Origin of the sequence: Gluconacetobacter tumulisoli (assembly GCF_014174155.1) — a bacterium.
Classification (GTDB): Bacteria; Pseudomonadota; Alphaproteobacteria; order Acetobacterales; family Acetobacteraceae; genus Gluconacetobacter; species Gluconacetobacter tumulisoli.
On the sequence record NZ_JABEQM010000010.1, the window covers coordinates 91,611 to 117,706 of the forward strand.

Sequence of the window (26,096 nt, forward strand, 5' to 3'; positions counted from 1 at the left end):
CAGTGGATATTATCGACAGACGTCCCAATCCCCACGGGAAGAATATCGAGAACCGGCGCCGCGTGCTCGAACGGGCGCGGGGCGCGGTGCAGAAGGCTGTCCGCGATTCCGTGGCCCGTGGCAAGATCAGGGAAATCGGGCAGGGCAATGCCGTCTCCGTGCCCTCCGACGCGCTGCATGAACCGACCTTCCATCGCATCTTTACCGAGGGCGTGCGCGAGATCGTCCTGACCGGCAACCGCGAGTTTTCGCGCGGGGACCGGTTGCAGCGTCCGCCGGCCGGGGGCGGGTCGGGCAACGGCGGCGGGCCGGGGCAGGGAGGCGAGAAGGGGGGCGGTGAGGATTCATTCCGCTTCGTGCTTAGCCGGGATGAATTCCTGGACCTGTTCTTCGACGACCTGGAACTGCCGGACCTGGTCAAGCGTGAGATCGCGACGACCGAAAACAGCGTGCCCAGCCGCAGCGGGTTGAGCAACGACGGGGCGCCGTCGCATCTCGACCTGGGCCGGACGATGCGCCGGTCGGTCGCGCGGCGGATCGGGCTGGGCCGCCCGAAACCCGACGATCTGCGCGAAGTCGACGAACGGATCGCAGAGCTCGAAGCCCGGCGTCCTCTGGGCGCCGAAGAGATCGAGGAACTGGAACGCCAGCGCGAACGGCGGTCGACGATCCGCCAGCGCATGGCGCGCATTCCATGGGTCGATCCGGTCGATTTGCGCTTTCGCCGCTATACCCTGACGCCGCAGCCGTCGACGCGCGCGGTCATGTTCTGCATCATGGATGTCTCGGGTTCGATGACCGAGCGCATGAAGGATCTGGCGAAGCAGTTCTTCCTGCTGCTGCACGTCTTTCTGGAACGGCGCTACAAGAAGGTCGACATCGTGTTCATCCGCCATGCCGAAAGCGCGGAGGAGGTGGACGAGGAGACGTTCTTCCACGATCCGCGCACCGGCGGCACCATCGTGTCGTCCGCACTGGAACTGATGCATGGCATCCAGCGCGAGCGCTATCCGGCGGGCAGCTGGAACATCTACGTTGCGCAGGCGTCGGATGGCGACAATGCATCGTCGGACACCCAGCGGACTGCGTCTCTGCTGCAGGAGCAGATCCTGCCGGCCGTCCAGTATTACGCCTATATCGAAATCACGGGATCCGGTGCGGTCATTCGCGGGGAAACCGATTTGTGGCGCAGCTATCGGACCATTGCCGAACAGAACGATCATCTTGCGATCCGCCAGGTCGGCGACCGCAAGGAGATCTTCCCCGTCTTCCGCGACCTGTTTTCCCGCCAGCATGACCATGCGGAGGCATGATGGACCAGATTGTTCCAGGTGGGGCGTCCGCGACGCCGGGCGGCCTTCTCTATTCCGGCAATGACTGGAATTTCCAGGTCATCCGGAATTGCTACGACGCGATCGAGGAGATCGCGGACAAGGAACTCGGCCTGGAGATCTATGCCAACCGGATCGAGATCATCACGTCGGAGCAGATGCTCGACGTCTACACGTCGCACGGCATGCCGCTGGGCTACAAACACTGGTCGTTCGGCAAGCGCTTCATCGGGCATGAAAGCGCCTATCGACGCGGCCTGATGGGGCTGGCGTACGAGGTCGTCATCAATTCCGATCCCTGCATCAGTTACCTGATGGAGGAAAATTCCGCGACGATGCAGGCGCTGGTCATCGCGCACGCAGCGTTCGGCCACAACCATTTCTTCCGCAACAACCGGCTGTTCCGGGAATGGACCGACCCGTCGCAGATCCTGGATTATCTGGAATTCGCCCGGGGCTTCATCGCGCGGTGCGAGGAACGGCATGGGCAGCGGGCCGTGGAACGCATCCTGGATGCCGCCCACGCCCTGCAGAACCAGGGGGTCCACCGTCATTCCGGTGCGCGCAAGATCGACCTCAAGGCCGAGCAGCAGCGGGCGCGCGAGCGCCGCGAATACGAAGACAGCATGTTCAACGATCTGTGGCGGACCTTGCCGTCCGACCTGCCGGGCGAGAAGGACGGCGTGCCCGATTCGACGACACGGCGGCGGCTGGGCCTACCCGAGGAAAACCTGCTCTATTTCCTGGAAAAGCATGCCCCCCGCCTTGCGCCGTGGGAGCGGGAGATCATTCGGATCGTCCGGATGGTCGCGCAATATTTCTACCCGCAGCCCCAGGTCAAGATGATGAACGAAGGCTGCGCGACCTGGGTCCATGCCTATATCATGCGCCGCCTGCATGAGCTGGGACGGATCGACGACGCCGCATATCTGGAAGTCATTCATTCCACATCGAACGTGATCAACCAGCCCGGCTTCGAGGCGGGTGGCGGGCCGTCCTTCAATCCCTACGCACTCGGCTATGCGATGATGACCGACATCGCCCGGATGTGCGCTTCGCCCACCGAGGAGGATCGGCGCTGGTTCCCCGACATCGCCGGCAATGGCGATCCGGTCGGTACCCTGCGCCATGCCTGGGCCGAATATCGGGATGAGAGTTTCATCCAGCAATTCCTGTCGCCCGCGGTCATCCGGGATTTCCGCATGTTCAGGCTGCGCGACGACACCGCCCAGCCTTATCTGCTGGTGGATGCGATCCATGATGAGGCCGGTTATCGCGATATCCGCCGCAGCGTGGCCCTGACCTACGACCCGGGAATGTTCTATACGGAAATCGAGATCGTCGATGTCGATCTGCTGGGGGATCGGACCCTGGTCCTGGAGCACCGCAGCCGGACAGGACAGATGCTACAGCCCGGCGACGCCCGGCAGACCCTGGATTATCTTGTAACATTGTGGGGTTACGGTGTTGTTTTAAAGGAAATCGATAGCCAGACCGGCGTAGTCGTCACCACACACACGGTCAATCCCGCCAGTTAACACGGATAATTTATCGTAAATACAAATATTTAGGCGAGTCGGCTGAGTCGTCCTCCGTCAGATCGGAGTTGCCGCGATTCGCGGCAACTCCGAATGAAAATTCTTTCAAAATCAATGAATAAAATCCTTATCTGGATAACGTATCCTGGGGCGTTTCACGTCGCGTCCCATGGCGCGCATCCGAAACGTACTGGCCCTTGGCGGGAAAAATTTGTATCGAAAGGATATTGAACCCGACCGGTGCCGGACGGGTCGACGTCCCGCCCGTGACGCTGCCGCGCTGGACGATTGACGGATTTGGCGGGGCGGCAGGGCGAAAGATAAGGTAACGGGATGAATATACTGTCCTATTCTATGTCAGGACGGCTCCATGGCGGCTGAACGACGTCGTGGCATGATCCGGGCTCTGGCCGCTCCCTTGACGCTTCTCGGCGCCCTGTCCGTCCTTGCTTCGGGCCCGGCCCAGGCGGCGGACCCTATCCTGCAGACCGAAGAAAGCGACATCCTGAAGCTTCAGCCTGGTGGTCCGCATCGGATCCTGGTGGAAGACGGCGTGTACCGTCACAGCAAGGACGGACGCGTCTACGTGGTCGATACCGACAGCGGGAAGCTGCTGGGCATGGTTCAGGCCGCCTATAACGCCAATGTCGCCGCCGATCCGGCCGGCCGGACGTTCTACGTCGCCGAAACGACCTGGGAGCGTGGAAATCGTGGCAAGCGGCATGACATGCTGGTGGCTTACGATCCCCTGACGCTCGAGCCGACGATGGACATCGACCTGCCGAGCCGCGCCCTGGTGACGCCCAAGAAGGCCGACCTGGGGGTCAGCGCTGATGGGCATTACGTCTATGTCTACGACACCAGTCCGACCAATTCGGTCCACGTCGTGGATACGGCGAAGAAGGCCGTGGTGCAGACCGTCGACGTCCCGGGCTGCGCGCTGGTCTATCCCTGGGGGCCTTCCGGCTTTTCATCGATCTGCGGCGACGGATCGCTGGCCAACGTCAGCCTCGACGCGTCGGGCAAGCCCAGCGTTACCCATTCCGCGCCGTTCTTCGTCCCCGACCGTGATCCCGTCTTCGAGCACAGCCCGAAAATCGCGGCCAGCGGCCATGTCTGGTTCGTGTCCTTCAGCGGTCTGGTCTATGACGCGGTCCTGGGGACCGACGTCCGGATCGGCAAGCCCTGGTCCCTCCAGGAAGCGGCGGGCCTGAAGCCGGCATCCGATGCCCGCGCCCCCTTCGACGTTACCTGGCGGCCGGGCGGCTGGCAGCTGGCGGCGGTGCGTGCCCGCGATTCGCACCTGTTCGTCCTGATGCACAACGGCACGTTCTGGACCCACAAGGAACCGGGGACGGAGGTATGGGAGGTCGACCTGAAGACCCGCAAGCTGGTGCGCCGCATCCGCCTGGCCGCCCCCAGCACATTGGTCGGGATCACCCAGGATGCGGCGTCGCGCGTCTTCGTGACGGACGAGGCCGGCGATCTGATCGTCCTCGATGGCACCACCGGCAAGACCGTGCGGCCGATCAGGAAACTTGGGGAATCGCTCATCTTCACGGTCGCACCGGGGGAATGATGGCGATGACACGAAACATGACCCGCCGCCCGTCCCGCGTGACGGGCGGCCACCGGATTTTCGCCCGCATGACGGAGGCATTCCATGGCCAGTCCTGAAACCGGACGGGGCGCGACCGGCCGCCAGGACGGTTTTGATCGCGTAGCCGAACGGCTGACCCGCCGTCTGGCCGGGCGGTCGTCGCGTCGCAGTGCGCTGGCACGGCTGGGGGCGTGGGCGGCTGCGATCCCGGCTTTCCCGCTGCTGCCGGTCTGGCGGGGCGAGGCCCGCGCGGCTGCTCCCGTAACCCCGGCCCCGTCGCCCTTTGCCGCCAAGGCCCAGGTCAAGGACGACACCAAGTGCGATTACTGGCGGTATTGCGCCATTGACGGCAACCTGTGCACCACCTGCGGGGGCGGGGTTCACAGCTGCCCGCCGGGCACCCGTCCGTCGCCGACCTCGTGGATCGGCACATGCTTCAACCCGCAGGATCGCCGGTCTTACCTGATTGCCTATCGCGACTGCTGTGGGCAGGATTCCTGCAATGAAGAGAATTGCCTGGGTACCGACGGGGACCTGCCGACCTACCGTCCGCAAGCCAATAACGACATCATCTGGTGTTTCGGAACGGGCTCGCTTCTCTATAATTGTTCGACAGCCGTAATCGTAGGAACCGCCGAATGAAGAAGATCCTGACCCTGGCCCTGTGTCTTGCCGGGGCGACGCCCGCCTTTGCCGCGCCTGACGGAATGGCCCTCTATGGCGCCAATTGCGGCATCTGCCATCAGGGCGGCGGCGTCGGGGCGCCGGGACAATTCCCACCGCTGGCCAACCGCATCGACAAGATCGCGTCGACGCCGGAGGGCAAGAAATATGTGACCCAGGTGCTGATCAACGGCCTTGCCGGATCCATCCAGGTTGCCGGATCGACCTATGTCGGCTTCATGCCCAGCTTCAAGAGCCTGCCCGACGACCAGATCGCGGCGATCCTGACCTATCTGTCGTCTCTGGGCTCGACGAAGCCCGCCCCGGTCTTCACGGCGGCCGACCTTGCTGCCTCCCGCGCGACGCCGATGTCGTCGTCGGCCGTGGCCGCCGCCCGGAAGACCCTGAATGCGGCGCATCCGCTTCCCTAAGGCCGCGCATGTCGCGGGGCCGGCCGTCGCCCTTATAGTGGTGGCCGGTATCCTTGTCCTGCCGCGACAGGCACGCGCCCTGGACGGAACGCGCACGACCTATCTGGTCAAATGCGGGGGATGCCATGGGATCGAGGGCCTGTCCGGACAGACCTATATTCCGGTCCTGCGCGACCGCGTCGGCAGCCTGACCTGCACGTCGGAAGGCCGATCCTATCTGGTCCGGGTGCCGGGTGTGTCGATGTCGCTGATCCGCGATGACGCGGTCATGGCGCGGGTGCTGAATTTCGTGGTGTTCGACCTCGGCGGTTCCAGCACGCCGAAGGGAACCCGTCCCTACACGGCGAAGGAAGTTCACGCCCTGCGCGGCCATCCGCTGCAGACCACCGACCTGCCGGGATTGCGCGCGGGTGTCTGGGGCCGCGCGGTGGCGGCCTGCGCCGCACAGGCCGGCCATGCGGCCGGCGCGTATTGACCGGATCGCCGCCCGTTACCGTGCCCGGAGGCGTGATGCCAGGTCGGCGATCGCGAGGCGGAAGGCCTCGTAGAAATCATCGTGCACGGCGATGCCTCCACCCGACAGGCGGATGAAACCTTCTACCATTCCATTTTGCAGCATGCCGTCGGAATGGGCCAGGATACCATCGCAATCCTCGGCCGCCCCCGATCCGACCGGCGCGTCGTGCGTGGTGCGCGGGCGCAGATCGTCCCCCCATGCGGCGCGGCGGTAGGCCCTGACCTTTTCGGGATACAGCCGTCCGTCCGTCGTGTAGCCCGCCAGGGGTTTGCCCTGCGCCATCATATAGCCGATTTCCACCGCCGTGCCGGGATCCATGTCGGCGGACCGGCGGAACGGGTCGATACAGAAGATGCCGCCGTCGCATCGATCCATCAGGTCGCGGTCGGCCCTGACGATCCTCAGCGTCGTTTCCAGGCCCTGGGGCATGGATTCAATCCCGACCTGGCCGTCGAACGGGGCCACGCCCACGACCCCGGCCGCGTCGCACAGCGCCCGCAGACGATCGAAGATCGTGATCGCGCCGGGACGAAACACCAGGTCGCCCGCCAGATAGACCGTTCCCAGCGTCGTCATGTCCATTCACCCTCTGTCGCAGAAGGGACCGGACCGCCATGGGCGGCCCCGGGTCCAGGTTTTTCGATGGCGCGCGTCTTTTTCTTGCCACCATCCGATTCGCATCTTATGTGGAAGCGCCAACGGTCGGGTACCCGAGGCACAGGGACCCCTGCAATGGTTGAAGAGGGTCCAGCAGCATGTCTTCATTCAATAATCCGGCGTTCACCGCGCGAGTCGACGATCGTATCCGCGAGGCCCTGGCATTCGACGACGTGCTGGTCGTCCCGGCCGAATCCAGCGTCCTGCCCGGCCAGACCTCGACCAAGACGCGCCTGACCCGCCGGATCGAATTGAATATCCCGCTGATTTCCTCGGCCATGGATACGGTGACCGAAGACCAGATGGCCATCGCCATGGCGCAGCAGGGCGGCATGGGCGTGATCCACAAGAACCTGACCATAGAAGAGCAGGCCGAGCATGTGCGGCGCGTGAAGCGCTTTGAATCCGGCATGGTCGTCAATCCGGTCACGGTCTCGCCCGACCAGACGCTGGCCGAGGTCAACGCGATCATGTCCCGCCACGGCATCAGCGGCCTGCCGGTCATCGAACGGGAAACCAAGCGGCTGGTCGGCATGCTGACCAACCGCGACGTGCGTTTCGCCACCGACCCCGAACAGCGCGTCTACGAACTGATGACGCGCGAGAACCTGGTGACCGTGCGCCCCGATGTGGGCCGGGACGAGGCCCGGCAGTTGCTGCATCGCCATCGGATCGAAAAGCTGCTGGTCGTGGATGACGAAGATCGTTGCATCGGCCTGATCACCGTGAAGGACATGGAAAAGGCGGTCCTGCATCCGCTGGCCAACAAGGACGAGATGGGCCGCCTGCGCTGCGCCGCCGCCACCGGCGTGGGCGAGGATGGGTACCGCCGGGCCCGGGCGCTGATCGAGGCCGGGGTGGATGTCGTCGTCGTCGACACCGCCCACGGCCATTCGTCCGGCGTCCTCGATACCGTTGCCCGGGTCAAGGCGGCGGACGACCGCATTCAGGTGGTTGCGGGCAATGTCGCGACGCCCGAAGCCGCGATCGCCCTGATCGAGGCCGGCGCCGATTGCGTGAAGATCGGCATCGGTCCGGGTTCGATCTGCACCACGCGCGTCGTCGCGGGTGTGGGTGTTCCGCAGTTTTCGGCCGTTCTGGAAACCTCTGCCGCCTGTCATGAACGCGATATTCCCGCCATCGCCGACGGCGGCATCCGGACGTCCGGCGATATCGTCAAGGCGATCGGGGCCGGCGCGGATGTCGTCATGATCGGTTCGCTGCTGGCCGGCACCGAGGAAGCGCCGGGCGAGGTGTTCCTGTACGAAGGGCGGTCCTACAAATCCTATCGCGGCATGGGCAGCCTGGGCGCCATGGCCCGCGGATCGGCCGACCGGTATTTCCAGCAGGAAATCAAGGAAACCCACAAGATGGTCCCGGAAGGGATCGAGGGCCGGGTGGCCTACAAGGGTGGAATGGACGCCGTGGTACATCAGCTGGTCGGCGGCCTGCGGGCGGGCATGGGCTATACCGGTTCGGCGACGGTCGCGGACCTGCAGGTGCGCGCGCGCTTCCGCCGTATCACCGGCGCGGGCCTGCGCGAGAGCCATGTCCATGACGTGGCGATCACGCGTGAGGCGCCGAATTACCGCCGCGACTGAACGGAATCGCTGACCGGGGACCGCCGCCGGACCATTGGAACAAGGTCCCGGGCCCCGGGACGCTGGACGACAGACAGGACGATCATGACCCCCAGTGCGCGGCTTGCCGCCGCCATCGATCTGCTTACGGCGATGGAGGCTACGCCCCGTCGCCCGGCGGACGCCGTTGCCAATGCGTTCTTCCGCGAACGCCGTTATATCGGCGGGGGCGACCGCCGGGCCGTTTCCACCCGGGTCTGGTCCATTCTGCGCCAGTGGCGACATATCGAATGGTGGCTGGACCGTGCAGGCACCTCCGCCACGCCGCGAAACCGGATCGTGGCGATGCTGGCCCTGTCTCCCCGGCCGGGGGAGGCCCCGCAGGACCTGTTTTCCGGCGACCGCTACGCGCCGTCCGTCCTGTCGCCGGCCGAGCGCGACCTGGCCGCGCGGTTGCGGGGGCATGAGCTGATCCATCCCGACATGCCGCGCGCCGTCGCGCTGGAAATCCCCGACTGGCTGCTGCCACGGTTGGAGACGGTGTTCGGCGACGATCTGGTGCCGGAAATCGAGGCCCTGTCGGGCGAGGCGACGCTGGATCTGCGCGTCAACCTGCTGAAGACCACGCGGGACGAGGCGCGGCAGTCGCTGGCCGCCGACGGCATCATCGCCGAGGACACAATTCTGTCCCCATGGGGGCTGCGTGTTCCGGGACGCCAGCCCGTGACCGCGACTGCGGCGTTCAAGGCCGGCCTGGTGGAAATCCAGGACGAAGGCAGCCAGGTGGTGGTGGCGGCGGCCGATGCCCGGCCGGGCATGCGGGTGGTGGATTACTGCGCGGGCGCCGCGGGCAAGACGCTGGGCATGGCCATGACCATGCAGAATCGGGGCCATATCGTCGCCTGCGACGTGTCCGAGGCCCGGCTGGACGGCGCGGTGCGCAGGCTGCGGCGGGCGGACGTGCATAATGTCGAACGCCACCTGCTGAAGCCCGGCGACCGCTGGGCCAAGCGGCGTGCGGGCAGCTTCGACCGGGTGCTGGTTGACGCGCCATGCACCGGGACGGGCACCTGGCGCAGGAACCCGGACGCCCGCCTGCGTTTGACAGAGCAGGATCTGGCCGAACTGATGGTCAAGCAGGCCGAGATCCTCGATACCGCGTCGACGCTGGTCCGGCCGGGCGGCCGGCTGGTGTATGCGACCTGTTCGATCCTGCGGGAGGAAAATCAGGATCGCATCGAAACCTTCCTGCGTACGTCGCCGCAATTCCGTCGTGCGGAACCCGACGCGCAATGCGGCCTGCCGGCGGGGCTGGCGCAGCAGGGCATGATCGCGCTGTCGCCCCTGCGCGACCGGACCGACGGGTTCTTCGCCGCGATCCTGGAACGGACGGCCTGACGGTCGCCATCTTCCGCATTTTTTCTGGTTAACGGACTGGTTTCGCCCGATTATCGGTTTTGCCATCGTCATAGTATGATGGGATTGCCCGAGCTGTCGGGCCAACAGTCCGGGAAACGGGAATGCAGGATAATCTGGCCATCGGGATCTTGTGCGTGCTGGGGGGCGGTATCGGCGCCCAGTGGGTGGCCTGGCGCTTTCGCCTGCCGGCCATCGTCCTGCTGTTCGGGTTGGGCCTGGTCTACGGCCCCGGTCTTGGCCTTCTGCATCCCTCGGCGGCGATTGGCCGCTATTTTCACCCGATCGTCTCGCTCGCCGTTGCGTTCATCGTGTTCGAGGGCGGGTTGGCGCTGGATTTCCGGCAATGGCGCGCCTCGGGCGAGGGCGTGCTGCGCCTGACGGCGGTGGCTCTGCCAATCAACTGGGTCCTGGGCGCCCTGGCCGCGCATTTCGTCGGCCATCTGCACTGGGGGGCGTCGTGGCTGTTCGGTGCGATCATCGTCGTGACCGGCCCCACGGTCGTGCTGCCCCTGCTGCGCCATACCAAGCTGCGGCCGCGCGTGGCGGCGTTCCTGCGCTGGGAAGCGATCCTGAATGATCCCGTGGGGGCCATCCTGGCGACTCTGGTGCTGGAAATCCTGGTGATCCAGGGCAATCGCCATTCCGGCATGTTCATGGTGGAGATCGTACCCCACCTGCTGTTCAGCACCATGATGGCCATCGGATTCGGGGTGTTCCCCGCGATTCTGGTCCGCTTCCTGTCGGCGCGGGATCTGGTTCCGGAAATCCTGCGCATTCCCATCATCCTGACCCTGGCGATGAGCGTCTTTTCGGTCTGCAACTTCTTCATGGAAGGTGCCGGGCTGATGGCGGCGACCGTCTTCGGCATGGCGCTGACGAACATGCACGTGACCGGCATGTCCGAATTGCGCCGTATCAAGGAGTCGCTGGGGGTCCTTGTCGTGTCGTGCCTGTTCGTCATGCTGACCGCCGATCTGCATCGCGATGTGCTGGAACGCCTGTCCCTGCCCATCGTTGCGATGACGCTGACGGTGCTGTTCGTAGTGCGGCCCCTCGGCATCCTGCTGTCGACCATCCGGTCGGACCTGTCATGGCAGGAACGCCTGTTCGTGGGCTGGATCGCACCGCGCGGCATCGTCGCCGCCGCCGTCGCCGGCGTCGCCGGCCTGCAACTGGGGGAGGCGGGCTACCCCAGCGCAGACCTGGTGATGCCGGGGGTGTTCGCCCTCATCGCGACCACCATGATCCTGCATGGGTTTTCGCTTCGTCCCGTGGCGCGGATCCTGCGTCTGACCCTGTCGGACGAACCTGCCCTGGCGATCGTGGGCGCCAGCGCATGGTCGACCGATCTGGCCGGCGCGCTGCATCGCCTGGGCTGTCCGGTCGTGCTGGTCGATACCTATGCCGGCGCCCTGGCGCCGGCGGCCCGCGCCGGCATCCCGACCCTGAAGGCCGAACTGCTGTCCGACGAAGGTCTGGAAAGCCTGGAGGAACGGCCGGCGGACTATCTGATCGCCGCGACGCCGGACGCGATCTATAACGGACTGGTCTGCGCGCGCCTCGCCCCCGATTTCGGGCGGCAGCGCGTGTTCCAGGTCAGTCCGGGGGTGGCACGCCTGGATCTCTATCGGGGGCTCAGCCGCGACTCGCGCGGCAAGGTCCTGGGGGACCCGGCCTGGAATTTCACCCTGATCGACACCCTGTTCGAACGTGGATGGCGGTTCAGGAGCCTGCCGTTTGGCAGTGACGTACCCCGCGATCCGGCCGGTACGGACGGAAACCGGCTGAACATCATGACGATCCGCAGGGGAACGGCGATGTGGATCCGATCGGTCGAGGACGAGGCCCCGGTCGAACCGGTATCGGGCGATATCATCATTGCGATGACGCCACCCGAGGGTGCAATCGCCTCCTGAACAGGGCCGGCCAGACCCGCCGCGATCCGGCCGGTCAGGCCGGCGGCAGGACCTCGATTTCCGTCAGTCCGGCGGCCAGTATGCGGCGCAGGTCGGATTCGCGCAGGGCGATGCATCCTTCGGTCGGGCGGCCATCCGGCGATTGCAGATGCAGGAAAATGGCCGATCCGCGCCCCGGGACCGGCGGGGCGTCATTATATCCGAGTTCTATCACGATATTGTAAACGTTATCGTCCCGCCACATCTTCTCATGCCGGGCAGGGTGGGGCAGGGTGATGCGCCGGTTGTAGTCGGCGTGGGCCGGGTCGTCGCACCACCCGTCGGCCGGCGCCAGGGGTTCCAACGGCAGGGCGCAGACCGGCGCCGCGACACGGTCGGCGCGGTACAGGACCCGCCGCAACGGCAGAATTCCGGTCGGTGTGGCGTGATCGCCTTCCTCCTTGATGGACCGGACCCCAGCGGCCCCGACGATCGCCGGGATTTTCTGATCCATGCAATGCAGTTGTGCATCGGGGCCGGTATTCGATCTTAAAACTGCGCGTATCATGGAGGCCTCCAAACGGGTCGCCTTTTGCTGGGATTCGGGCCTAGACTGGACGACACCAGTATAGCCGTGGGAAGAGGTCGCAGGCGGACGGGTCCGGATGCTGCCGTTTCCGCTTCGGGAATGATATAGGATACCCGGCCCTGCGGATGGGGTTGCGGTCAAAAATAAAGAGGGTTCGATGGCAGGTGCGCGTCCCATTCTGATAGTGGATGACGATCAGACGTTACGTCATATGCTCGTCGAACAATTGCAGCTCGAAGGGGAGTTCCTGGCGATCGAGGCGGAATCGGTCGCCGATGCCTGGGACAAGCTGAATGCGCCGGGCGCGCGCTTCGATGCCATCATCCTGGACGTGACGCTGCCCGACGGTGATGGCCGCGATTTCTGCGCCGACCTGCGACGCCAGGGCAAGCGCATCCCCATTATCATCCTGACGGGTTCGGATGACGAAACCGACGTGGTGCGGGGCCTGGATGCCGGGGCCAACGATTATGTCGCCAAGCCCTTCCGCATCGCCGAGCTCCTGGCCCGCCTGCGCGCGCAGATGCGGATCTTCGAGAACAGCGAGGATGCGGTCTTTTCCATCGGGCCCTATGTCTTCCGGCCGTCGGCGAAGCTGCTGCAGGAACCCACGCGCAACCGCCGCATCCGGCTGACGGAAAAGGAAGCCGCGATCCTGAAATTCCTGTACCGGGCCGGCACGCGGCCTGTGCCGCGGCAGGTCCTGCTGAACGAGGTCTGGGGCTACAACGCCGCCGTGACCACCCATACGCTGGAAACCCACATCTATCGCCTGCGGCAGAAGATCGAGCCCGATCCGACGAATGCATCTCTGCTGGTGACCGAGGGCGGGGGGTATCGCCTGGACCCGGAAGGCGGATTGCGCGCCGGTTGAGGCAGGCTGCGTTCGGATCCGGGACCCGAACGCCTTTTGGCCCCCTGGTTGCGATCAGGGGGTGAAATCGACCACCACGGGCGCATGGTCCGATGTGGTTGGCCAGTCCCGGGCTTCACGCAGGACCGTCATGTCCCTGAGGGACGCCATCAGGTCGGGGGTTACCCAGACGTGGTCCAGGCGCCGGCCGCGATTCCATCGTTCGGGATTGGCCTCGGTCCAGTTGCGATTGCGATAGGACCACCACGTATATAATTTTTCGCTCGCCGGAACAAAATGCCGCATGGCGTCGACGAACCCGCAGGCCTGCCAGGCCAGCAGGCGGGTCGTCTCGGGCGGGGTATGGCTGACGACATTCAGCAATTGCCTGTGGTTCCAGACATCCTGCTCCAGCGGAGCGATGTTCAGGTCGCCGACGAGGATCGTCCGCCGATTGTCCCGCCCCGTGAACCAGGCATGGGCCTCGTCGACAAATGCCAGCTTGTGCGCGAATTTCGGATTGGCCTCGGGGTCGGGAATGTCCCCGCCGGCGGGGACGTAGAAATTATGCAGTTCGACGGGCTGCCCCCCCAGGTCGAACGACGCCGCGATGTGGCGGCAATCGCTGCGGGCGCACCAGTCGGGGGTATCGTCCAGCGGAACCAGCGCGACGCGGGACAGGATCGCGACGCCGTTATAGGATTTCATTCCCCGGTGCTGGATGTGGGCGAAGCCCAGCTTGCGTACCGCATCGGCCGGAAACAGATCGTCCGGCACCTTGGTTTCCTGCACGCAGACGATATCGGGCTGCAGTTCCGCGCACAGCCGTGCCAGAAGCGGCAGCCGCAGGCGGAGCGAATTGATATTCCATGTGACGATACGCATATGGGTGGGATTGCCCATCCCGCGAATCCTGGCAAGTGGGATTCGGCTGCGCGGCGTGGGGATCGGGATCAAACCGATATCGGAATGACGAACAAAACAGGATCGAGTCGGACGGAACGGAAAAGCGATTCGAGCGGATTTTGTCCACCTTTGGGATTGACTTCCTTATTTTCCAAAGGATTGCTCGAATTTTACAGTCAGTTCCTAGGGTGTCTTTAATATAATCATTAAATATCAATAGGTTATTTGTTGTGCTTCTTTTTTGGGCAATTCAAGCGGGGGACAGGGAAACCGCCAGCCGCACGATTCTGTCAGCGGCTGTTCCACAGACTTATCCACATGATCGGTGGATGAACGGATGGGTCCATTGATGGACGGCGACGTGCCGGCCGTGGTGGCGGTCAAGGGGGTGGGCGCCATCCAGCAGGCCTTGCAGACGATGCCGCTTTCCCCCGGGGTCTACCGGATGATCGGGGAGAAGGGGGAGGTCCTGTACGTCGGCAAGGCCCGTATCCTGAAGCGGCGCGTGACGTCGTACACCCAGACGGGGAAATTGCCGGAACGCCTGCGACGCATGGTGTCGGAAACGGTCGCGATGGAAATCGTGACGACCCATACCGAGGCCGAGGCCCTGCTCCTGGAAGCCAACTACATCAAGCGGATGAAACCCCGCTTCAACATCCTGCTGCGGGACGACAAGAGCTATCCGTGGATCATGATGACGGACGCCGACATGTTTCCCCAGGTCACGAAACATCGGGGGAAGCCGGCAAAGGGGGCATCCTACTGGGGCCCGTTCGCCTCGGCCTGGGCGGTGAACCAGACCCTGAACCTGATCCAGCGGGTATTCCTGCTGCGATCCTGTTCCGATTCCGTCTTTGCCTCGCGTACCCGTCCCTGCCTGCTGTTCCAGATCAAGCGCTGTTCGGCCCCGTGCGTCGAGCGGATCGGCCAGGACGACTATGCCCACCTGGTCGAGCAGGCGCGCGCCTTTCTGTCGGGGCAACGCACCGGCATTCGCGACGAACTGGTGCGGGAAATGGAGGCGGCGGCGCAATCCCTGGAGTTCGAGCGCGCAGCGACGATTCGCGATCGCATTCGCGGCTTCGCCTCCATGCAGGATTCGTCGGTGATCAATCCGGCGTCGCTTGACGATGCGGACGTGGTCGCGATCTGGCAGGCCGCCGGACATTCCTGCATTCAGGTCTTCTTCATCCGCGGGGGCAGGAACAACGGCAATCGCGCCTTTTTCCCGGCCCACGCCAAGGATGAGGACGCCTCCGACATCCTGACGGCCTTCCTGGCACAATTCTACGACGACAAGCCGCCGCCGGCGCAGATCCTGTTGAATCACGAGATCGCGGAGAGCGATCTCGTGGCGGACGCGCTGAGCATACGACGGGGCCGGAAAGTGGAGATCCTGGTTCCGAAGCGCGGCGAGAAGAAGGCGGTCGTCGACCATGCCGAAACCAATGCCCGGGAGGCACTGGAACGCAGGCTGGCCGAAAGCACGGCCCAGGCGCGCCTGCTGGACGGCATGGTCGACCTGTTCGGGCTCGACGCCCCGCCGAAGCGGATCGAAATCTATGACAACAGCCACATCATGGGCAGCAACGCCTATGGCGTGATGGTCGTGGCCGGTCCGGAGGGGTTCGAGAAGCGCGCCTATCGCAAATTCTCGATTCGGGGCCCCGTCACGCCGGGCGACGATTTTGCGATGATGCGCGAAGTGCTGGAGCGCCGATTCAGCCGCGGCCTGCGCGAACGTCAGGAACAGGCGAATCCCGGGGACTGGCCGGACATCGTCCTGATCGACGGCGGGGCGGGCCAGTATTCCGCGGTCCGCGCGGTGCTGGACGATCTGGGCGTGACGGACGTGACGCTGGTGGCCATTGCCAAGGGGCCGGACCGCGACGCCGGGCGGGAATGGTTTCATGTCGCCGACCGGCCGCCCTTCCAGTTGCCGCCGCGTGATCCGGTCCTGTATTATCTGCAGCGTCTGCGCGACGAGGCCCATCGCTTCGCCATCACCACCCATCGCGCCGGGCGCTCGAAGGCGCTGGTGAAGTCGGAACTGGACGAGATCCCCGGTGTCGGCGCCGCCCGGAAGCGCGCCCTGCTGAACCAGTTCGGCTCGGCGCGCGGCGTGAAGCAGGCGGGCCTGGCGGAGTTGGAAGCCACGTCGGGGATCAACCGGGAGACGGCACGGATCGTTTATGGCCATTTTCATCCCGGCTGGTCCGGAGAATGATCGGCCGGGGCAGGAGCCGTGAGCAAATTCGTCATCAGACCGTCGTGATGAGGCGTTCCTGTTCCCCGTGTCTTGTTGTACTCTGCGCACGATGCTGACCGACCTGCCCAATATCCTGACCCTGTCGCGGATTGTGGCGATTCCCGTTCTGGTGGCGCTCGTGGGGGTGGGGGCGCCGGTGACGGACTGCGCGGCCTGTCTGCTGTTCATCGCCGCAGCCATCACCGATTATCTGGATGGCAAGCTGGCCCGCGCATGGCATCAATACTCCGACCTGGGGCGGATGCTGGATCCGATTGCGGACAAATTGCTGGTCGGCGCGTCGCTGATGGTCCTGGCAGGGTCGGATCGCCTGCCGTTCGGGGCGCTGTATCCTGCCATCATCATCCTGGCGCGGGAAATCCTGGTCAGCGGCCTGCGTGAATTCCTGGCCTCTACCCGGGTCAGCCTTCCGGTAACGCGCCTGGCCAAATGGAAGACCGGATTTCAGATGACCGCCATCGGTTTCCTGTTGGCTGGCGACAGCACGGGAAAGCTGCTGCATCTCGACCCGTTGCCGGTCAGCATGGTGGGGGCGATCATGCTGTGGATTGCCGCGGTGCTGACGATCGTGACGGGCTGGGACTATCTTGCCACGGGCCTGCGCCACGTCGGTCGCAATGGCAGGACGGCGTCTAAAATCGCCTCCTGATTGTGTCAGATCATGTCCTGCTACTTGAGATTGTGGTGACGCGCGGGCACACTCCGTTTCGGTCGCGAACGGGGTGGCCGGCCAGGAGGGGCATGATGCGAAACGCGGCGCTGTTGTCGTCACTTGTGTTGATCAGCGGGTGCTCGGGTTTCGGAAAGCTGGCGAGTGACGGGATGAGTTTCCCGGGCCTCAATCCCAACGCGCCGGGCGGGGAGGCCGAGAATCTGCGCCGTGCGCGGGGGGAGGCAGCCGCGGAACTGCCGATCCTGCCGGAAGCCGGAAATATGTGGCCCGGGCCGCCGGCCCCCTTGCCGACCTTGGGCGACGTGTCGAAGGATCGTGGCCGGTTGGGCGATGCGCTACCCGCCGACGCAGGCGGGGCCGAATTGCCGAAAGGCGGCAGCATGAGCGCCGGCGAACAGGCCGAGATCAAGGGCGGGATCCAGGATTTTTCCGGTGGCGGGCTGCCGTCGAGGGTAAGGGACGACGCCGTACGCTATGGCGCGGGGCAGCGGGCCGCGACCATCGTCATTCCCAACGGGGATGGCACCAGCACCGTCATCGCACCCGATGGGACGGTCAAGACGGTTAAAGATTCGCCGGCCACCCCCAGATAGGGGTAAGAGCAATCCGCGTTATGACTGACTCGTCGGCGGCCTACCTCAGGGCTCTGCCCTGAAACCCGTCGAAGGCCTCGGACCTTTGGAAACCGGTCTGGTGATCCATGATCGGGGTCCGGAGGTCCCTCAGGCCCTGGTGGGTTCGGGCAAGGCCCGGCCTGGCCTGCCATCTGGATGGAAGGCGTGCCTGTGATTACGATCCTGTATTTTGCCTGGCTGCGCGACCGGTTGGGTCGGTCCAGCGAATCCATGCCGTTGCCCGAGGGGGCACGGTGCGTCGGCGACGTGATCCGCAGCCTGGCTGGACGGGAAGGCGAGTACCAGGCGGTCTTCGGGACGCAGGGTGGCGTCGTCCGATGTGCGGTCAACCAGGAATTCGCCAGTCCGGAGGACGGGGTGCGGGCAGGGGACGAGATCGCATTCTTTCCCCCCGTCACCGGGGGCTAGGCGCCATGACGATCCGCGTCAGCGTGCAGACCACAATTTTTTCGATGGATGCGGAACTCCCCCGTTTGATGCAGGGCGGGCAGGAGGCCGGCGGTGTCGGCGCGTTCCTGGGCGTCGTGCGGGGTGGGGCGGGGCTGCGCGCCCTGACGCTTGAGCATTATCCCGGCATGACCGAATCGATGATCGGCCGAATCGCGGCCGAGGCGCAGACGCGATTCGGCCTGTCGGGCTGCACGATCATCCATCGCGTCGGACGCCTGACGGTCGGCGAGCCGATCGTGCTGGTCCTGTGCCTGGCCGCGCACCGCGCGGCGGCGCTGGATGCCACTGCGTTCGTCATGGACTGGCTCAAGACACGGGCACCGTTCTGGAAGCGCGAGGAATTCGAGGACGGGCGGACCGCCTGGGTCGAGGCGCGGGAGGCGGACGACATCGCCGCGAGCCGCTGGGCGCGGGACGGCCGACCCGGTTGATCGACGCGAGTCGCGTGACGGACCCGGCGGCCGGACTCTGCCGGTGAGATAAAAAAAGATTTTCCTTGATTCCCGAAAGCCATGGAAAGTCCTGCCTCGTCAACGGGATCGCGCTCTTGCTGTCTTCGATGATTCATATATCTAGTGCGTCTTCAGTTGCCCGGGCGCGATATGTAGGGGCATAAACAAGGTGTCGGGACGATGGGCGCAGCCCTGTCCCCGCGATTTCACGGAGATGATGGATGAGCCTGGACGACGTATCCGGAACTGTGTCTGATCGTCCGGCCGACGACCGTGGTCTGTTCCAGGATCGCGACGCCGACCAGACCCCCGACATGTTCGACGACGTCGTCCAGCTGCCGGGCCATCATCCGGTTCGGGTGAATCGCTCGCGTGACGCGCTGCTGACGCCGTTCGGCAAGGCGACTCTGGATAACCGCTATCTGCTGGATGGCGAGAGCTATCAGGACCTGTTCGGCCGCGTGGCGTCCTATTACGGCGCGGATGCCGGGCACGCGCAGCGCCTGTACGACTATATCTCCCGCCACTGGTTCATGCCCGCGACGCCGGTCCTGTCGAACGGCGGAACGACGCGCGGTCTGCCGATTTCCTGCTTCCTGAACGAGGCGAACGACAGCCTGCGCGGCATCGTCGATTTGTGGAACGAGAATGTATGGCTGGCGTCCAAGGGGGGCGGCATCGGATCCTACTGGGGCAACCTGCGGTCCATCGGCGAGGATGTCGGGCGCAACGGCAAGACCTCGGGGGTCATCCCCTTCATCCGCGTCATGGACAGCCTCACCCTCGCCATCAGCCAGGGCTCTCTGCGTCGCGGGTCCGCCGCCGTCTACCTGCCTGTCTGGCATCCGGAGATCGAGGAATTCATCGAGATCCGTCGCCCGACCGGCGGCGATCCGAACCGCAAGGCCCTGAACCTGCATCATGGCGTGCTGGTGTCCGACGCCTTCATGCGCGCGGTCGCCGAGGACGCCGAATGGGCGCTGTTGTCGCCCAAGGACGGCGCGCATATCCGCAAGATCTCGGCCCGGTCGCTGTGGATCCGCATCCTGACGGCCCGCATGGAGCAGGGCGAGCCCTACATCATCTATTCGGACCATGTGAACAACGCGCGGCCCGAGCACCACAAGATGGCGGGGCTGGAGGTCAAGACTTCGAACCTGTGCGCCGAGATCACCCTGCCGACGGGGATGGACCATCACGGCAAGGAACGTACGGCCGTCTGCTGCCTGTCGTCGTTGAATCTTGAGACGTGGGACGAGTGGAAGGACGATCCGCTCTTCATCGAGGACGTGATGCTGTTCCTCGACAACGTGCTGCAGGATTTCATTGACCGCGCCCCCGACGACATGGAGCGTGCGAAATACGCCGCGACCCGCGAACGGTCGGTGGGGCTGGGGGTCATGGGCTTCCATTCCTTCCTGCAGGCGAAGGAAATTCCCTTCGAAAGCGTGATCGCGAAGGTCTGGAACAAGCGGATTTTCAAGCATATTCGCGAACAGGCCGACGCGGCGTCGCACAAGCTGGCGGAACTGCGCGGCGCGTGCCCCGACGCTGCGGAATACGGCATCATGGAGCGGTTTTCCAACAAGCTGGCCATCGCGCCCACGGCGTCGATCTCGATCATCGCGGGCAATGCCAGCCCGGGGATCGAACCGATCGCGGCCAATGTCTTCCTGCAGAAGACCCTGTCCGGCTCGTTTACCGTCCGCAACCGGCACCTGCTGAAGCTGCTGATCGACAAGGGGCAGAACACGGACGAAGTCTGGTCGTCGATCACCCTGACCAAGGGCAGCGTCCAGCATCTCGACTTCCTGACGCAGCAGGAAAAGGACGTGTTCAAGACCGCCTTCGAACTGGACCAGCGCTGGGTGGTCGAACATGCGGCCGATCGCGCCCCGTTCATCTGCCAGGCCCAGTCGATCAACCTGTTCCTGCCCGCGAACGTGCATAAGCGCGATCTGCACCAGATCCACTACCTGGCATGGAAGCGGGGCGTGAAATCCCTGTATTACTGCCGCTCGCTCTCGATCCAGCGGGCGGATACCGTCAGCACCATCCTGGGCAAGAGCGACGTCATGGAACAGGAAGGTACGCCCGCCATGCCGGCCAGCGTACCGCCGACGTCGTCCTCGACCGATTACGACGAGTGCCTGGCCTGCCAATAATGGCCCACGGGTCCGGTGCCGTCGCGACCTGAACGGGGACGCGCATCCTGATCGGGCGCGCCGCCCGGGTGCCGGACGTCTGGTGACGCATGGATTTCATGGCGCATCTGCGCCTTCCGATTCCCGGAGAATACGACATGAGCGACATTTCCCAGCGGCCCGAGCCCGAGGCCGAGCCGCATTTCGACCTTCTGACCGCCAATCCGGTCTACAAGCCGTTCCGCTATCCGTGGGCCTATGATGCGTGGCTGACCCAGCAGCGCGTTCACTGGCTGCCCGAGGAAGTGCCCCTGGCCGACGACGTGAAGGATTGGCACCGCACGCTGACCGAAAGCGAGCGCCACCTGGTCACGCAGATCTTCCGCTTCTTCACGCAGTCCGACGTGGAAGTGAACAATTGCTACATGAAGCATTACAGTCGGATCTTCAAACCGACTGAAGTGCTGATGATGCTGTCCGCCTTCTCGAATATCGAGACGATTCATATCGCCGCCTACAGTCATCTGCTCGATACCATCGGCATGCCCGAGAGCGAATATTCGGCTTTCCTTAAATATAAGGAAATGAAGGATAAATATGACTATATGCAGAGCTTCTCGGTCGACAGCAAATACGAGATCGCCCGGACTCTGGCGGCGTTCGGTGCCTTTACCGAAGGGCTGCAGCTGTTCGCGTCCTTCGCCATCCTGCTGAATTTCCCGCGCTTCAACAAACTGAAGGGCATGGGGCAGATCGTCTCGTGGTCGGTGCGGGACGAGACCCTGCATTGCCTGTCGATGGCGCGCCTGTTCCGCGTGTTCATCCAGGAGAACCCGGAAATCTGGACCGAGGCCCTGCAGGAGGACATCCGCCAGATCTGCCGCGACATCGTCGAGCACGAGGACGCCTTCATCGATCTGTCGTTCGAGATGGGCCCGGTCGAAGGGTTGGATGCCGCTACGGTCAAGACCTATATCCGCTTCGTCGCCGACCGGCGCCTGAACCAGTTGGGGCTCGACGCGCTGTATCACGTACCCAGCAATCCGCTGCCGTGGCTGGACGACATGCTCAATGCCGTCGAACATACCAATTTCTTCGAAAACCGCTCGACCGAATACAGCCGCGCGTCCACCGCCGGTTCGTGGGAGGAAGCGTTCGAGGAGAGTGTCTTCCAGTAAAATTCCCGCACCGGTGATCGCCGGGAGTCCCAAGGGGCCAGCAGTCTCGGCCCCCTTTGAGGACTGGCCTCCGGCCGTCAGGCGAGGGGGGCCCCGTCACGCAGGACCGATGCCGCCTGGCGGGTAAAGCGCCCGTCATCCTCATGCAGGATCAGGCCGGGCAGGACGGCGGCGTCGCCTTTCGATCCGATTCGCCCTTGCACCAGCACGATCCGGGCGGGCCGTCCGGCCTTGGGCCAGAACGGGAAGAGGGTGATCCCGCCGATTCCGTGATCGCGCATGGAGGCGACCGCCACGTCATGCAGGGCGGCGGGCAGGGCGAGCGTCAGCGTGCCACGATGACGGACCTGCCGGCCCAGGCTGCGGACCCAGGCGGCGATGGTGTCGGCCGAGGCGACGCGGCGCGCCAGGTCGCGCCGCGCGTCGGGCGAGGCGGTGGCGTCATGGCGATGCCAGGGCGGGTTGGCGAAGGCGTGGTCGAACCATCCCCCCTCGGACGGGAACATTGCCGCGGCGGGCAGGGCGGGGAGGGTGGTCCGCGCGACGTGCAGGCGATCGAAGCCGTTGTCGGCGAAATTGGTCTCCGCCAGACAGGCGGTCCGCGAATCCCGTTCAAGGCCGAGCCCCGTCACCTCCGCGACCCGATGGGCAAGGCACATCAGCCCGGCGCCGGCGCCGCATCCGCCCTCCAGCACCCGATCCCCGGCGCGCGCGGGGACATGTGCCGCCATCAGGACGGGTTCGAGTCCGGTACGATACCCCTGCCGGAACTGGCGGTAGCGAATACGGCCATCCAGCAGGCTTCCCACCGTGGTCGTGCCATATTCCGGGTTGTCCCCCGGACATGCCTGGTCCGGTGGGACCTCATCTATCGTGTCCTTCGGCTTGACCGTCATTCCTGCGCCGCTCATATGTTCAGCAGACCAATCCTACGGAGCCGGGGAGTTTAACCTTTTGGGCGTTGCAGTCACCCTGCCGGAATCCGAGCGAACGGCAAGCGCGAAAGACAGAGGGGCGACCAATCCGATGGCGGACGGAACGGAAGCGGCGCTGCGGGAACTGTCGGACTATCTTGGCGATGATATGGCGGCGTGCAACCGCGCGATCGTCGAACGGATGGACAGTCCGGTCGCCCTGATTCCGCAGCTTGCCGCCCATCTGGTCGCCGCTGGCGGCAAGCGACTGCGCCCGTTGCTGACGCTGGCGTCGGCCCGCCTGTGCGGGTACGAGCCGGGTCCCAACCGCCAGCGTCATGTTTCCCTCGCCGCCTGCGTCGAATTCATCCACACGGCGACCCTGCTACATGACGACGTGGTCGATGACAGCCTGCTGCGGCGCGGCCTGGCCAGCGCCAATGCGGTGTTCGGCAACAAGGCGTCGGTGCTGGTGGGCGATTTCCTGTTCGCCCGCTCGTTCCAGCTGATGACCGACGATGGCTCGCTGAAGGTCATGGCCATCCTGTCCTCGGCGTCCGCGACGATCGCGGAGGGCGAGGTCCTGCAGATGTCCACCCAGAACGACCTGTCGACATCGGTTGAACAATATCTGGAGGTCATTCACGGCAAGACGGCGGCGCTGTTCGCCGCCGCGTGCCGCGTCGGCGCGGTCGTCGCCGCCCGGCCGGATGTCGAGGAGCTGGCGCTGGAAGCCTACGGCACCAATCTGGGCATGGCGTTCCAGCTGGTCGATGATGCGCTGGATTATGCGGCCGACCAGGCCATTCTAGGCAAGACCGTCGGGGACGATTTCCGTGAAGGCAAGATCACGCTGCCGGTTCTGGCGGCCTATGCCGCCGGCAGCGACGAGGATCGGATCTTCTGGCGCCGCGTCATCGAGGACAGCGAACAGAACCCGGAAGATCTGGACCATGCCCTCTCGCTGATCGCGGCCACCGATGCGATCGAGACGACGCTGAACCGTGCCGCCGTTTATGCGCAGGCGGCACGCGACGCGCTGGAAATCTTCCCCGAGAGCCGTCTGCGCCGTCTGCTGCAGGATACGGCCGGTTATACCGTGAGCCGCGCCCGCTAAGGCGTATCGCAACCGGATCGATCCAATCGCCGCGTGACCCGGTCGTCGGGACAGGCATATTCAAACGGACCCTCACTGCCGGGCCATGGTTGATCGTCGTCCCATCCTCTTTTTCGATTCGGGCGTCGGCGGCCTGTCGGTCCTTGCCCCCACGCGCGCGCTGTTGCCTCGGGCCCCCATTGTCTATGCGGCCGACAATGCCTTCTTTCCCTACGGCCTGAAATCCGAGGCCGAGATCGCCGACCGTGTTCCCGCCCTGCTGGGTCGGCTGGCGGCGCATTATCGTCCCCGCCTGATCGTGAATGCTTGCAACACCGCCTGCACCATCGCACTGGCAACGATGCGGGCGGCGCTGGACCTGCCCGTGGTGGGCACCGTGCCCGCGATCCGTCCCGCGGCGCAGGCCTCTCGCACCCGTGTGATCGGTGTGCTGGGCACCGAGGCCACCGTGCGTCAGCCCTATGTGGACCGTCTGAGTGCCGATTATGCCGCCGATTGCCTGGTCCTGCGCCATGGCTCGGCCCGGCTGGTCGAACTGGCGGAGGCCGACCTTCGCGGCGAGGACACGCCTGACGATGCCTATCGCGCGGTCCTGTCAGGCCTGCTCGACCAGCCAGGCGGCGCACGCCTCGACACGATCGTCCTGGCCTGCACCCATTTCCCGCTGGTTGCCGGTCGCCTGACCGCCGTCGCCCCACGACCGTTCGCCTTCGTCGACGGGGGCGCCGGCATCGCACGTCGCGTGGCCCATTTGACCGAAGGGCAGTCCTGGCCCGATGAGCCCCCGCCGGGGATTGCCGTTTTCACCGGGCCGCTTGATCCCACGCCCGCCTTTCGGGCCAGCCTGGCACGGTTCGGACTTGTAACGTTCCAGCAGTTTTGAAAGCCCGAGGGGCATCGCCCCTCGAATCCCTCAAAGGCGAGCCTTTGAAATCCAGTCAGCCCTGGGCCTGCGCGCCCTTGAAGGCGAGGGCTTCCTCGGCGCTGCCGACGCCGCCATGGCGCGCGGACCACGCGCAGGGATCTTCCAGGAACCGCCGCACTTCGGCCGCGGCCTTTTCCGAGAAATAGGGCCGCCCCGCACAGGCTTCCAGCACGTCCCACCAAGTGCACAGGGCGTGCAGCGAGATATTCATGTCTGCCAGGGTGCGATGCGCACCGGGGAACACGCCATAGAAGAAGACGACGAAGGTATGATCGACGATCGCGCCGGCATCGCGCAGCGCCTTGGCGAATCGAACCTTGGACGATCCGTCCGTCGTCAGGTCCTCGACCAGCAGGGTGCGCATGCCCTCGGGCACGTCGCCCTCGATCTGGGCGTTGCGGCCGAATCCCTTGGGCTTCTTGCGGACATAGGCCATCGGCGCCATCATCCGGTCGGCGATCCAGGCGGCAAAGGGAATGCCGGCCGTCTCGCCGCCGACCACGGCGTCGATGCTTTCATAACCCACATGGCGCCCGATCTTCTCGACGCCCAGTTCGACGATCTTGGCGCGGGCCCGTGGGAAGAAAATGATGCGACGGCAATCGATATAGACCGGCGACTTCCACCCGGACGTCAGGGTATACGGCTCCTCGGGCCGGAAATTGACGGCCTCGATTTCCAGAAGCAGCTTGGCCGTCGTCAGGGCAGCGTCCCGGTCCCAGGCTGTGGAGCCCGTCGAGAGGCCCGCCCCGTTTCCTGTCGTGTCGCTCATGCCGCCTGTATCTCCGATCGTTCGTTACGTGACTGGTGGATGACGCTTAGCGGGAACGGGCGGGAAAATCCATGCTCCGGAAAAGATCGCGCAAGGGGGGACATCCATCCTTCGGCGGAAGGCAGGGATGCGTTTCGGCGACCGGGGTTTTCCTTGCCTGTACCTGACGGAGACGCTACTATAATCGTAATTGCAAATCGTTTGCAAATAAGGGTGTGAGCAGTGGGTGTCGAAACCGGCAGGATTGCGCGGAATTGCGAACGTGCGGTGGTGACCGCCTATCAGGAGCTGCGCGACGTGGGGACCGGTGACATGTCGGCATTCCATGCGTGCACGACCCTGTACAGGATTCATCATCCCGAAGCCTCGTTGAACGAGGCGCGGCGTCTGGTGTCCGAATGGATCGACCATCACGTCGTCCGTCGCGACCAGGGGCCGACAGCGGGATGCGCCTGCGACTGATTCGGGTGCCGTCAGCGGCCTGAACCCGATCAGCGCCAACGCCGTCTGTTCCGGCACATACCAATGTCACAAGACCGACGAACAGGGCGCCCACGCCAATCCATCGTACCACACACCGGAATC

25 protein-coding genes are annotated in these 26,096 nt (G+C 64.8%); 20 read left to right on the plus strand and 5 right to left on the minus strand.

Going from position 1 to position 26,096, the window contains the following annotated elements; translation table 11 throughout:
- Nucleotides 1-2: 2 nt before the first annotated feature.
- The 6 genes from HLH28_RS12875 to HLH28_RS12900 all read left to right on the plus strand — a co-directional run bounded on the left by HLH28_RS12875 (nucleotide 3) and on the right by HLH28_RS12900 (nucleotide 6,038).
- A complete protein-coding gene (locus HLH28_RS12875) occupies nucleotides 3-1,313 on the plus strand; it encodes a DUF444 family protein (RefSeq protein ID WP_182959779.1) in 1,311 nt (436 codons plus the stop codon).
- A complete protein-coding gene (locus HLH28_RS12880; protein WP_182959781.1) occupies nucleotides 1,310-2,869 on the plus strand; it encodes a SpoVR family protein in 1,560 nt (519 codons plus the stop codon). Before HLH28_RS12875 ends, HLH28_RS12880 begins: the two co-directional genes overlap by 4 nt.
- A gap of 370 nt (nucleotides 2,870-3,239) precedes the next feature.
- Entirely contained in the window at nucleotides 3,240-4,448 is a 1,209-nt protein-coding gene (locus tag HLH28_RS12885) for an amine dehydrogenase large subunit (RefSeq protein WP_182959783.1), read from the plus strand.
- An 84-nt stretch (nucleotides 4,449-4,532) separates the two neighbouring features.
- Nucleotides 4,533-5,111, plus strand: coding sequence for a methylamine dehydrogenase light chain (locus HLH28_RS12890; protein WP_182959785.1), 579 nt, complete (start codon nucleotides 4,533-4,535; stop codon nucleotides 5,109-5,111).
- Nucleotides 5,108-5,563 (plus strand): c-type cytochrome, encoded by a 456-nt coding sequence (locus HLH28_RS12895; protein ID WP_182959787.1) that lies wholly within the window; start codon nucleotides 5,108-5,110, stop codon nucleotides 5,561-5,563. The genes HLH28_RS12890 and HLH28_RS12895 overlap by 4 nt, the downstream gene beginning before the upstream one ends.
- Nucleotides 5,541-6,038 carry a cystathionine beta-lyase gene (locus HLH28_RS12900; protein ID WP_182959789.1) on the plus strand — a complete coding sequence of 166 codons (498 nt, stop codon included), beginning with the start codon at nucleotides 5,541-5,543 and terminating at the stop codon, nucleotides 6,036-6,038. The genes HLH28_RS12895 and HLH28_RS12900 overlap by 23 nt, the downstream gene beginning before the upstream one ends.
- A gap of 15 nt (nucleotides 6,039-6,053) precedes the next feature.
- On the opposite strand, the gene HLH28_RS12905 is transcribed toward HLH28_RS12900, so the two are convergent.
- On the minus strand, nucleotides 6,054-6,656 hold the full coding sequence (locus HLH28_RS12905; protein ID WP_182959792.1) for a nucleoside 2-deoxyribosyltransferase: 603 nt from the start codon (nucleotides 6,654-6,656) through the stop codon (nucleotides 6,054-6,056).
- Nucleotides 6,657-6,835: 179 nt separating this feature from the next.
- Between HLH28_RS12905 and guaB the strand changes: the two genes are divergently transcribed.
- From guaB to HLH28_RS12920, 3 genes are all read left to right on the plus strand, one after another.
- Nucleotides 6,836-8,338 (plus strand): IMP dehydrogenase, encoded by a 1,503-nt coding sequence (gene guaB, locus HLH28_RS12910; RefSeq protein ID WP_182959794.1) that lies wholly within the window; start codon nucleotides 6,836-6,838, stop codon nucleotides 8,336-8,338.
- An 84-nt stretch (nucleotides 8,339-8,422) separates the two neighbouring features.
- On the plus strand, nucleotides 8,423-9,715 hold the full coding sequence (locus tag HLH28_RS12915) for an RsmB/NOP family class I SAM-dependent RNA methyltransferase (RefSeq protein WP_182959796.1): 1,293 nt from the start codon (nucleotides 8,423-8,425) through the stop codon (nucleotides 9,713-9,715).
- Between the two features lie 122 nt (nucleotides 9,716-9,837).
- Nucleotides 9,838-11,652, plus strand: coding sequence for a cation:proton antiporter (locus HLH28_RS12920; RefSeq protein ID WP_182959798.1), 1,815 nt, complete (start codon nucleotides 9,838-9,840; stop codon nucleotides 11,650-11,652).
- Between the two features lie 34 nt (nucleotides 11,653-11,686).
- On the opposite strand, the gene HLH28_RS12925 is transcribed toward HLH28_RS12920, so the two are convergent.
- Entirely contained in the window at nucleotides 11,687-12,145 is a 459-nt protein-coding gene (locus tag HLH28_RS12925) for a L,D-transpeptidase family protein (RefSeq protein ID WP_182959800.1), read from the minus strand.
- A gap of 232 nt (nucleotides 12,146-12,377) precedes the next feature.
- Here HLH28_RS12925 and HLH28_RS12930 point away from each other — a divergent pair, with 232 nt between their 5' ends.
- Nucleotides 12,378-13,094 (plus strand): response regulator transcription factor, encoded by a 717-nt coding sequence (locus tag HLH28_RS12930; protein ID WP_182959801.1) that lies wholly within the window; start codon nucleotides 12,378-12,380, stop codon nucleotides 13,092-13,094.
- 54 nt (nucleotides 13,095-13,148) lie between these two features.
- Here the strand turns inward: HLH28_RS12930 and HLH28_RS12935 are convergent, their stop codons facing one another.
- The gene (locus HLH28_RS12935) at nucleotides 13,149-13,958 is read right to left on the minus strand and encodes an exodeoxyribonuclease III (RefSeq protein WP_182959905.1); all 810 of its coding nucleotides are present in this window, start codon (nucleotides 13,956-13,958) and stop codon (nucleotides 13,149-13,151) included.
- A 358-nt stretch (nucleotides 13,959-14,316) separates the two neighbouring features.
- On the opposite strand from HLH28_RS12935, the gene uvrC reads away from it, so the two are divergent.
- The 7 genes from uvrC to HLH28_RS12970 all read left to right on the plus strand — a co-directional run bounded on the left by uvrC (nucleotide 14,317) and on the right by HLH28_RS12970 (nucleotide 21,783).
- A complete protein-coding gene (uvrC, locus tag HLH28_RS12940; protein WP_246396116.1) occupies nucleotides 14,317-16,209 on the plus strand; it encodes an excinuclease ABC subunit UvrC in 1,893 nt (630 codons plus the stop codon).
- A 91-nt stretch (nucleotides 16,210-16,300) separates the two neighbouring features.
- Nucleotides 16,301-16,900 (plus strand): CDP-diacylglycerol--glycerol-3-phosphate 3-phosphatidyltransferase, encoded by a 600-nt coding sequence (gene pgsA, locus HLH28_RS12945; RefSeq protein WP_182959909.1) that lies wholly within the window; start codon nucleotides 16,301-16,303, stop codon nucleotides 16,898-16,900.
- A gap of 95 nt (nucleotides 16,901-16,995) precedes the next feature.
- Nucleotides 16,996-17,517 (plus strand): hypothetical protein, encoded by a 522-nt coding sequence (locus HLH28_RS12950; protein WP_182959911.1) that lies wholly within the window; start codon nucleotides 16,996-16,998, stop codon nucleotides 17,515-17,517.
- 192 nt (nucleotides 17,518-17,709) lie between these two features.
- Nucleotides 17,710-17,967 (plus strand): molybdopterin converting factor subunit 1, encoded by a 258-nt coding sequence (moaD, locus tag HLH28_RS12955; protein WP_182959913.1) that lies wholly within the window; start codon nucleotides 17,710-17,712, stop codon nucleotides 17,965-17,967.
- Between the two features lie 5 nt (nucleotides 17,968-17,972).
- Nucleotides 17,973-18,440: a molybdenum cofactor biosynthesis protein MoaE gene (locus HLH28_RS12960; protein WP_182959804.1), complete on the plus strand. Its 468-nt coding sequence runs from the start codon at nucleotides 17,973-17,975 to the stop codon at nucleotides 18,438-18,440.
- A gap of 242 nt (nucleotides 18,441-18,682) precedes the next feature.
- Complete coding sequence (locus HLH28_RS12965) at nucleotides 18,683-20,626, plus strand: ribonucleoside-diphosphate reductase subunit alpha (protein WP_182959806.1); 1,944 nt, start codon at nucleotides 18,683-18,685, stop codon at nucleotides 20,624-20,626.
- 137 nt (nucleotides 20,627-20,763) lie between these two features.
- The gene (locus tag HLH28_RS12970) at nucleotides 20,764-21,783 is read left to right on the plus strand and encodes a ribonucleotide-diphosphate reductase subunit beta (RefSeq protein WP_182959823.1); all 1,020 of its coding nucleotides are present in this window, start codon (nucleotides 20,764-20,766) and stop codon (nucleotides 21,781-21,783) included.
- 77 nt (nucleotides 21,784-21,860) lie between these two features.
- Here HLH28_RS12970 and HLH28_RS12975 read toward each other — a convergent pair whose 3' ends face one another.
- Nucleotides 21,861-22,694, minus strand: a complete 834-nt coding sequence (locus tag HLH28_RS12975) for a tRNA1(Val) (adenine(37)-N6)-methyltransferase (RefSeq protein WP_246396118.1) — start codon at nucleotides 22,692-22,694, stop codon at nucleotides 21,861-21,863.
- 115 nt (nucleotides 22,695-22,809) lie between these two features.
- Between HLH28_RS12975 and HLH28_RS12980 the strand changes: the two genes are divergently transcribed.
- Together HLH28_RS12980 and murI are read left to right on the plus strand one after the other, a co-directional pair.
- On the plus strand, nucleotides 22,810-23,814 hold the full coding sequence (locus HLH28_RS12980; RefSeq protein ID WP_182959825.1) for a polyprenyl synthetase family protein: 1,005 nt from the start codon (nucleotides 22,810-22,812) through the stop codon (nucleotides 23,812-23,814).
- Nucleotides 23,815-23,899: 85 nt separating this feature from the next.
- The gene (gene murI, locus HLH28_RS12985; protein WP_182959827.1) at nucleotides 23,900-24,697 is read left to right on the plus strand and encodes a glutamate racemase; all 798 of its coding nucleotides are present in this window, start codon (nucleotides 23,900-23,902) and stop codon (nucleotides 24,695-24,697) included.
- Between the two features lie 55 nt (nucleotides 24,698-24,752).
- Here the strand turns inward: murI and HLH28_RS12990 are convergent, their stop codons facing one another.
- Nucleotides 24,753-25,511, minus strand: a complete 759-nt coding sequence (locus HLH28_RS12990) for an orotate phosphoribosyltransferase (RefSeq protein WP_182959829.1) — start codon at nucleotides 25,509-25,511, stop codon at nucleotides 24,753-24,755.
- A 222-nt stretch (nucleotides 25,512-25,733) separates the two neighbouring features.
- Here HLH28_RS12990 and HLH28_RS12995 point away from each other — a divergent pair, with 222 nt between their 5' ends.
- On the plus strand, nucleotides 25,734-25,973 hold the full coding sequence (locus HLH28_RS12995) for a hypothetical protein (protein ID WP_182959831.1): 240 nt from the start codon (nucleotides 25,734-25,736) through the stop codon (nucleotides 25,971-25,973).
- The last annotated feature ends 123 nt before the right edge of the window (nucleotides 25,974-26,096 follow it).

Bases quoted from the DNA above. Each gene is read 5' to 3' on its own strand.
- guaB (WP_182959794.1), top strand. From the start codon at position 6,836: ATGTCTTCATTCAATAATCCGGCGTTCACCGCGCGAGTCGACGATCGT.
- HLH28_RS12905 (WP_182959792.1), bottom strand. From the start codon at position 6,656: ATGACGACGCTGGGAACGGTCTATCTGGCGGGCGACCTGGTGTTTCGT.
- HLH28_RS12935 (WP_182959905.1), bottom strand. From the start codon at position 13,958: ATGCGTATCGTCACATGGAATATCAATTCGCTCCGCCTGCGGCTGCCG.
- HLH28_RS12980 (WP_182959825.1), top strand. From the start codon at position 22,810: ATGGCGGACGGAACGGAAGCGGCGCTGCGGGAACTGTCGGACTATCTT.
- HLH28_RS12915 (WP_182959796.1), top strand. From the start codon at position 8,423: ATGACCCCCAGTGCGCGGCTTGCCGCCGCCATCGATCTGCTTACGGCG.
- HLH28_RS12900 (WP_182959789.1), top strand. From the start codon at position 5,541: ATGCGGCGCATCCGCTTCCCTAAGGCCGCGCATGTCGCGGGGCCGGCC.
- HLH28_RS12890 (WP_182959785.1), top strand. From the start codon at position 4,533: ATGGCCAGTCCTGAAACCGGACGGGGCGCGACCGGCCGCCAGGACGGT.
- HLH28_RS12925 (WP_182959800.1), bottom strand. From the start codon at position 12,145: ATGGATCAGAAAATCCCGGCGATCGTCGGGGCCGCTGGGGTCCGGTCC.
- pgsA (WP_182959909.1), top strand. From the start codon at position 16,301: ATGCTGACCGACCTGCCCAATATCCTGACCCTGTCGCGGATTGTGGCG.
- HLH28_RS12990 (WP_182959829.1), bottom strand. From the start codon at position 25,511: ATGAGCGACACGACAGGAAACGGGGCGGGCCTCTCGACGGGCTCCACA.
- HLH28_RS12880 (WP_182959781.1), top strand. From the start codon at position 1,310: ATGATGGACCAGATTGTTCCAGGTGGGGCGTCCGCGACGCCGGGCGGC.
- HLH28_RS12960 (WP_182959804.1), top strand. From the start codon at position 17,973: ATGACGATCCGCGTCAGCGTGCAGACCACAATTTTTTCGATGGATGCG.
- uvrC (WP_246396116.1), top strand. From the start codon at position 14,317: ATGGGTCCATTGATGGACGGCGACGTGCCGGCCGTGGTGGCGGTCAAG.
- HLH28_RS12885 (WP_182959783.1), top strand. From the start codon at position 3,240: ATGGCGGCTGAACGACGTCGTGGCATGATCCGGGCTCTGGCCGCTCCC.
- HLH28_RS12965 (WP_182959806.1), top strand. From the start codon at position 18,683: ATGAGCCTGGACGACGTATCCGGAACTGTGTCTGATCGTCCGGCCGAC.
- murI (WP_182959827.1), top strand. From the start codon at position 23,900: ATGGTTGATCGTCGTCCCATCCTCTTTTTCGATTCGGGCGTCGGCGGC.
- HLH28_RS12970 (WP_182959823.1), top strand. From the start codon at position 20,764: ATGAGCGACATTTCCCAGCGGCCCGAGCCCGAGGCCGAGCCGCATTTC.
- HLH28_RS12895 (WP_182959787.1), top strand. From the start codon at position 5,108: ATGAAGAAGATCCTGACCCTGGCCCTGTGTCTTGCCGGGGCGACGCCC.
- HLH28_RS12975 (WP_246396118.1), bottom strand. From the start codon at position 22,694: ATGAGCGGCGCAGGAATGACGGTCAAGCCGAAGGACACGATAGATGAG.
- HLH28_RS12950 (WP_182959911.1), top strand. From the start codon at position 16,996: ATGCGAAACGCGGCGCTGTTGTCGTCACTTGTGTTGATCAGCGGGTGC.
- HLH28_RS12930 (WP_182959801.1), top strand. From the start codon at position 12,378: ATGGCAGGTGCGCGTCCCATTCTGATAGTGGATGACGATCAGACGTTA.
- HLH28_RS12920 (WP_182959798.1), top strand. From the start codon at position 9,838: ATGCAGGATAATCTGGCCATCGGGATCTTGTGCGTGCTGGGGGGCGGT.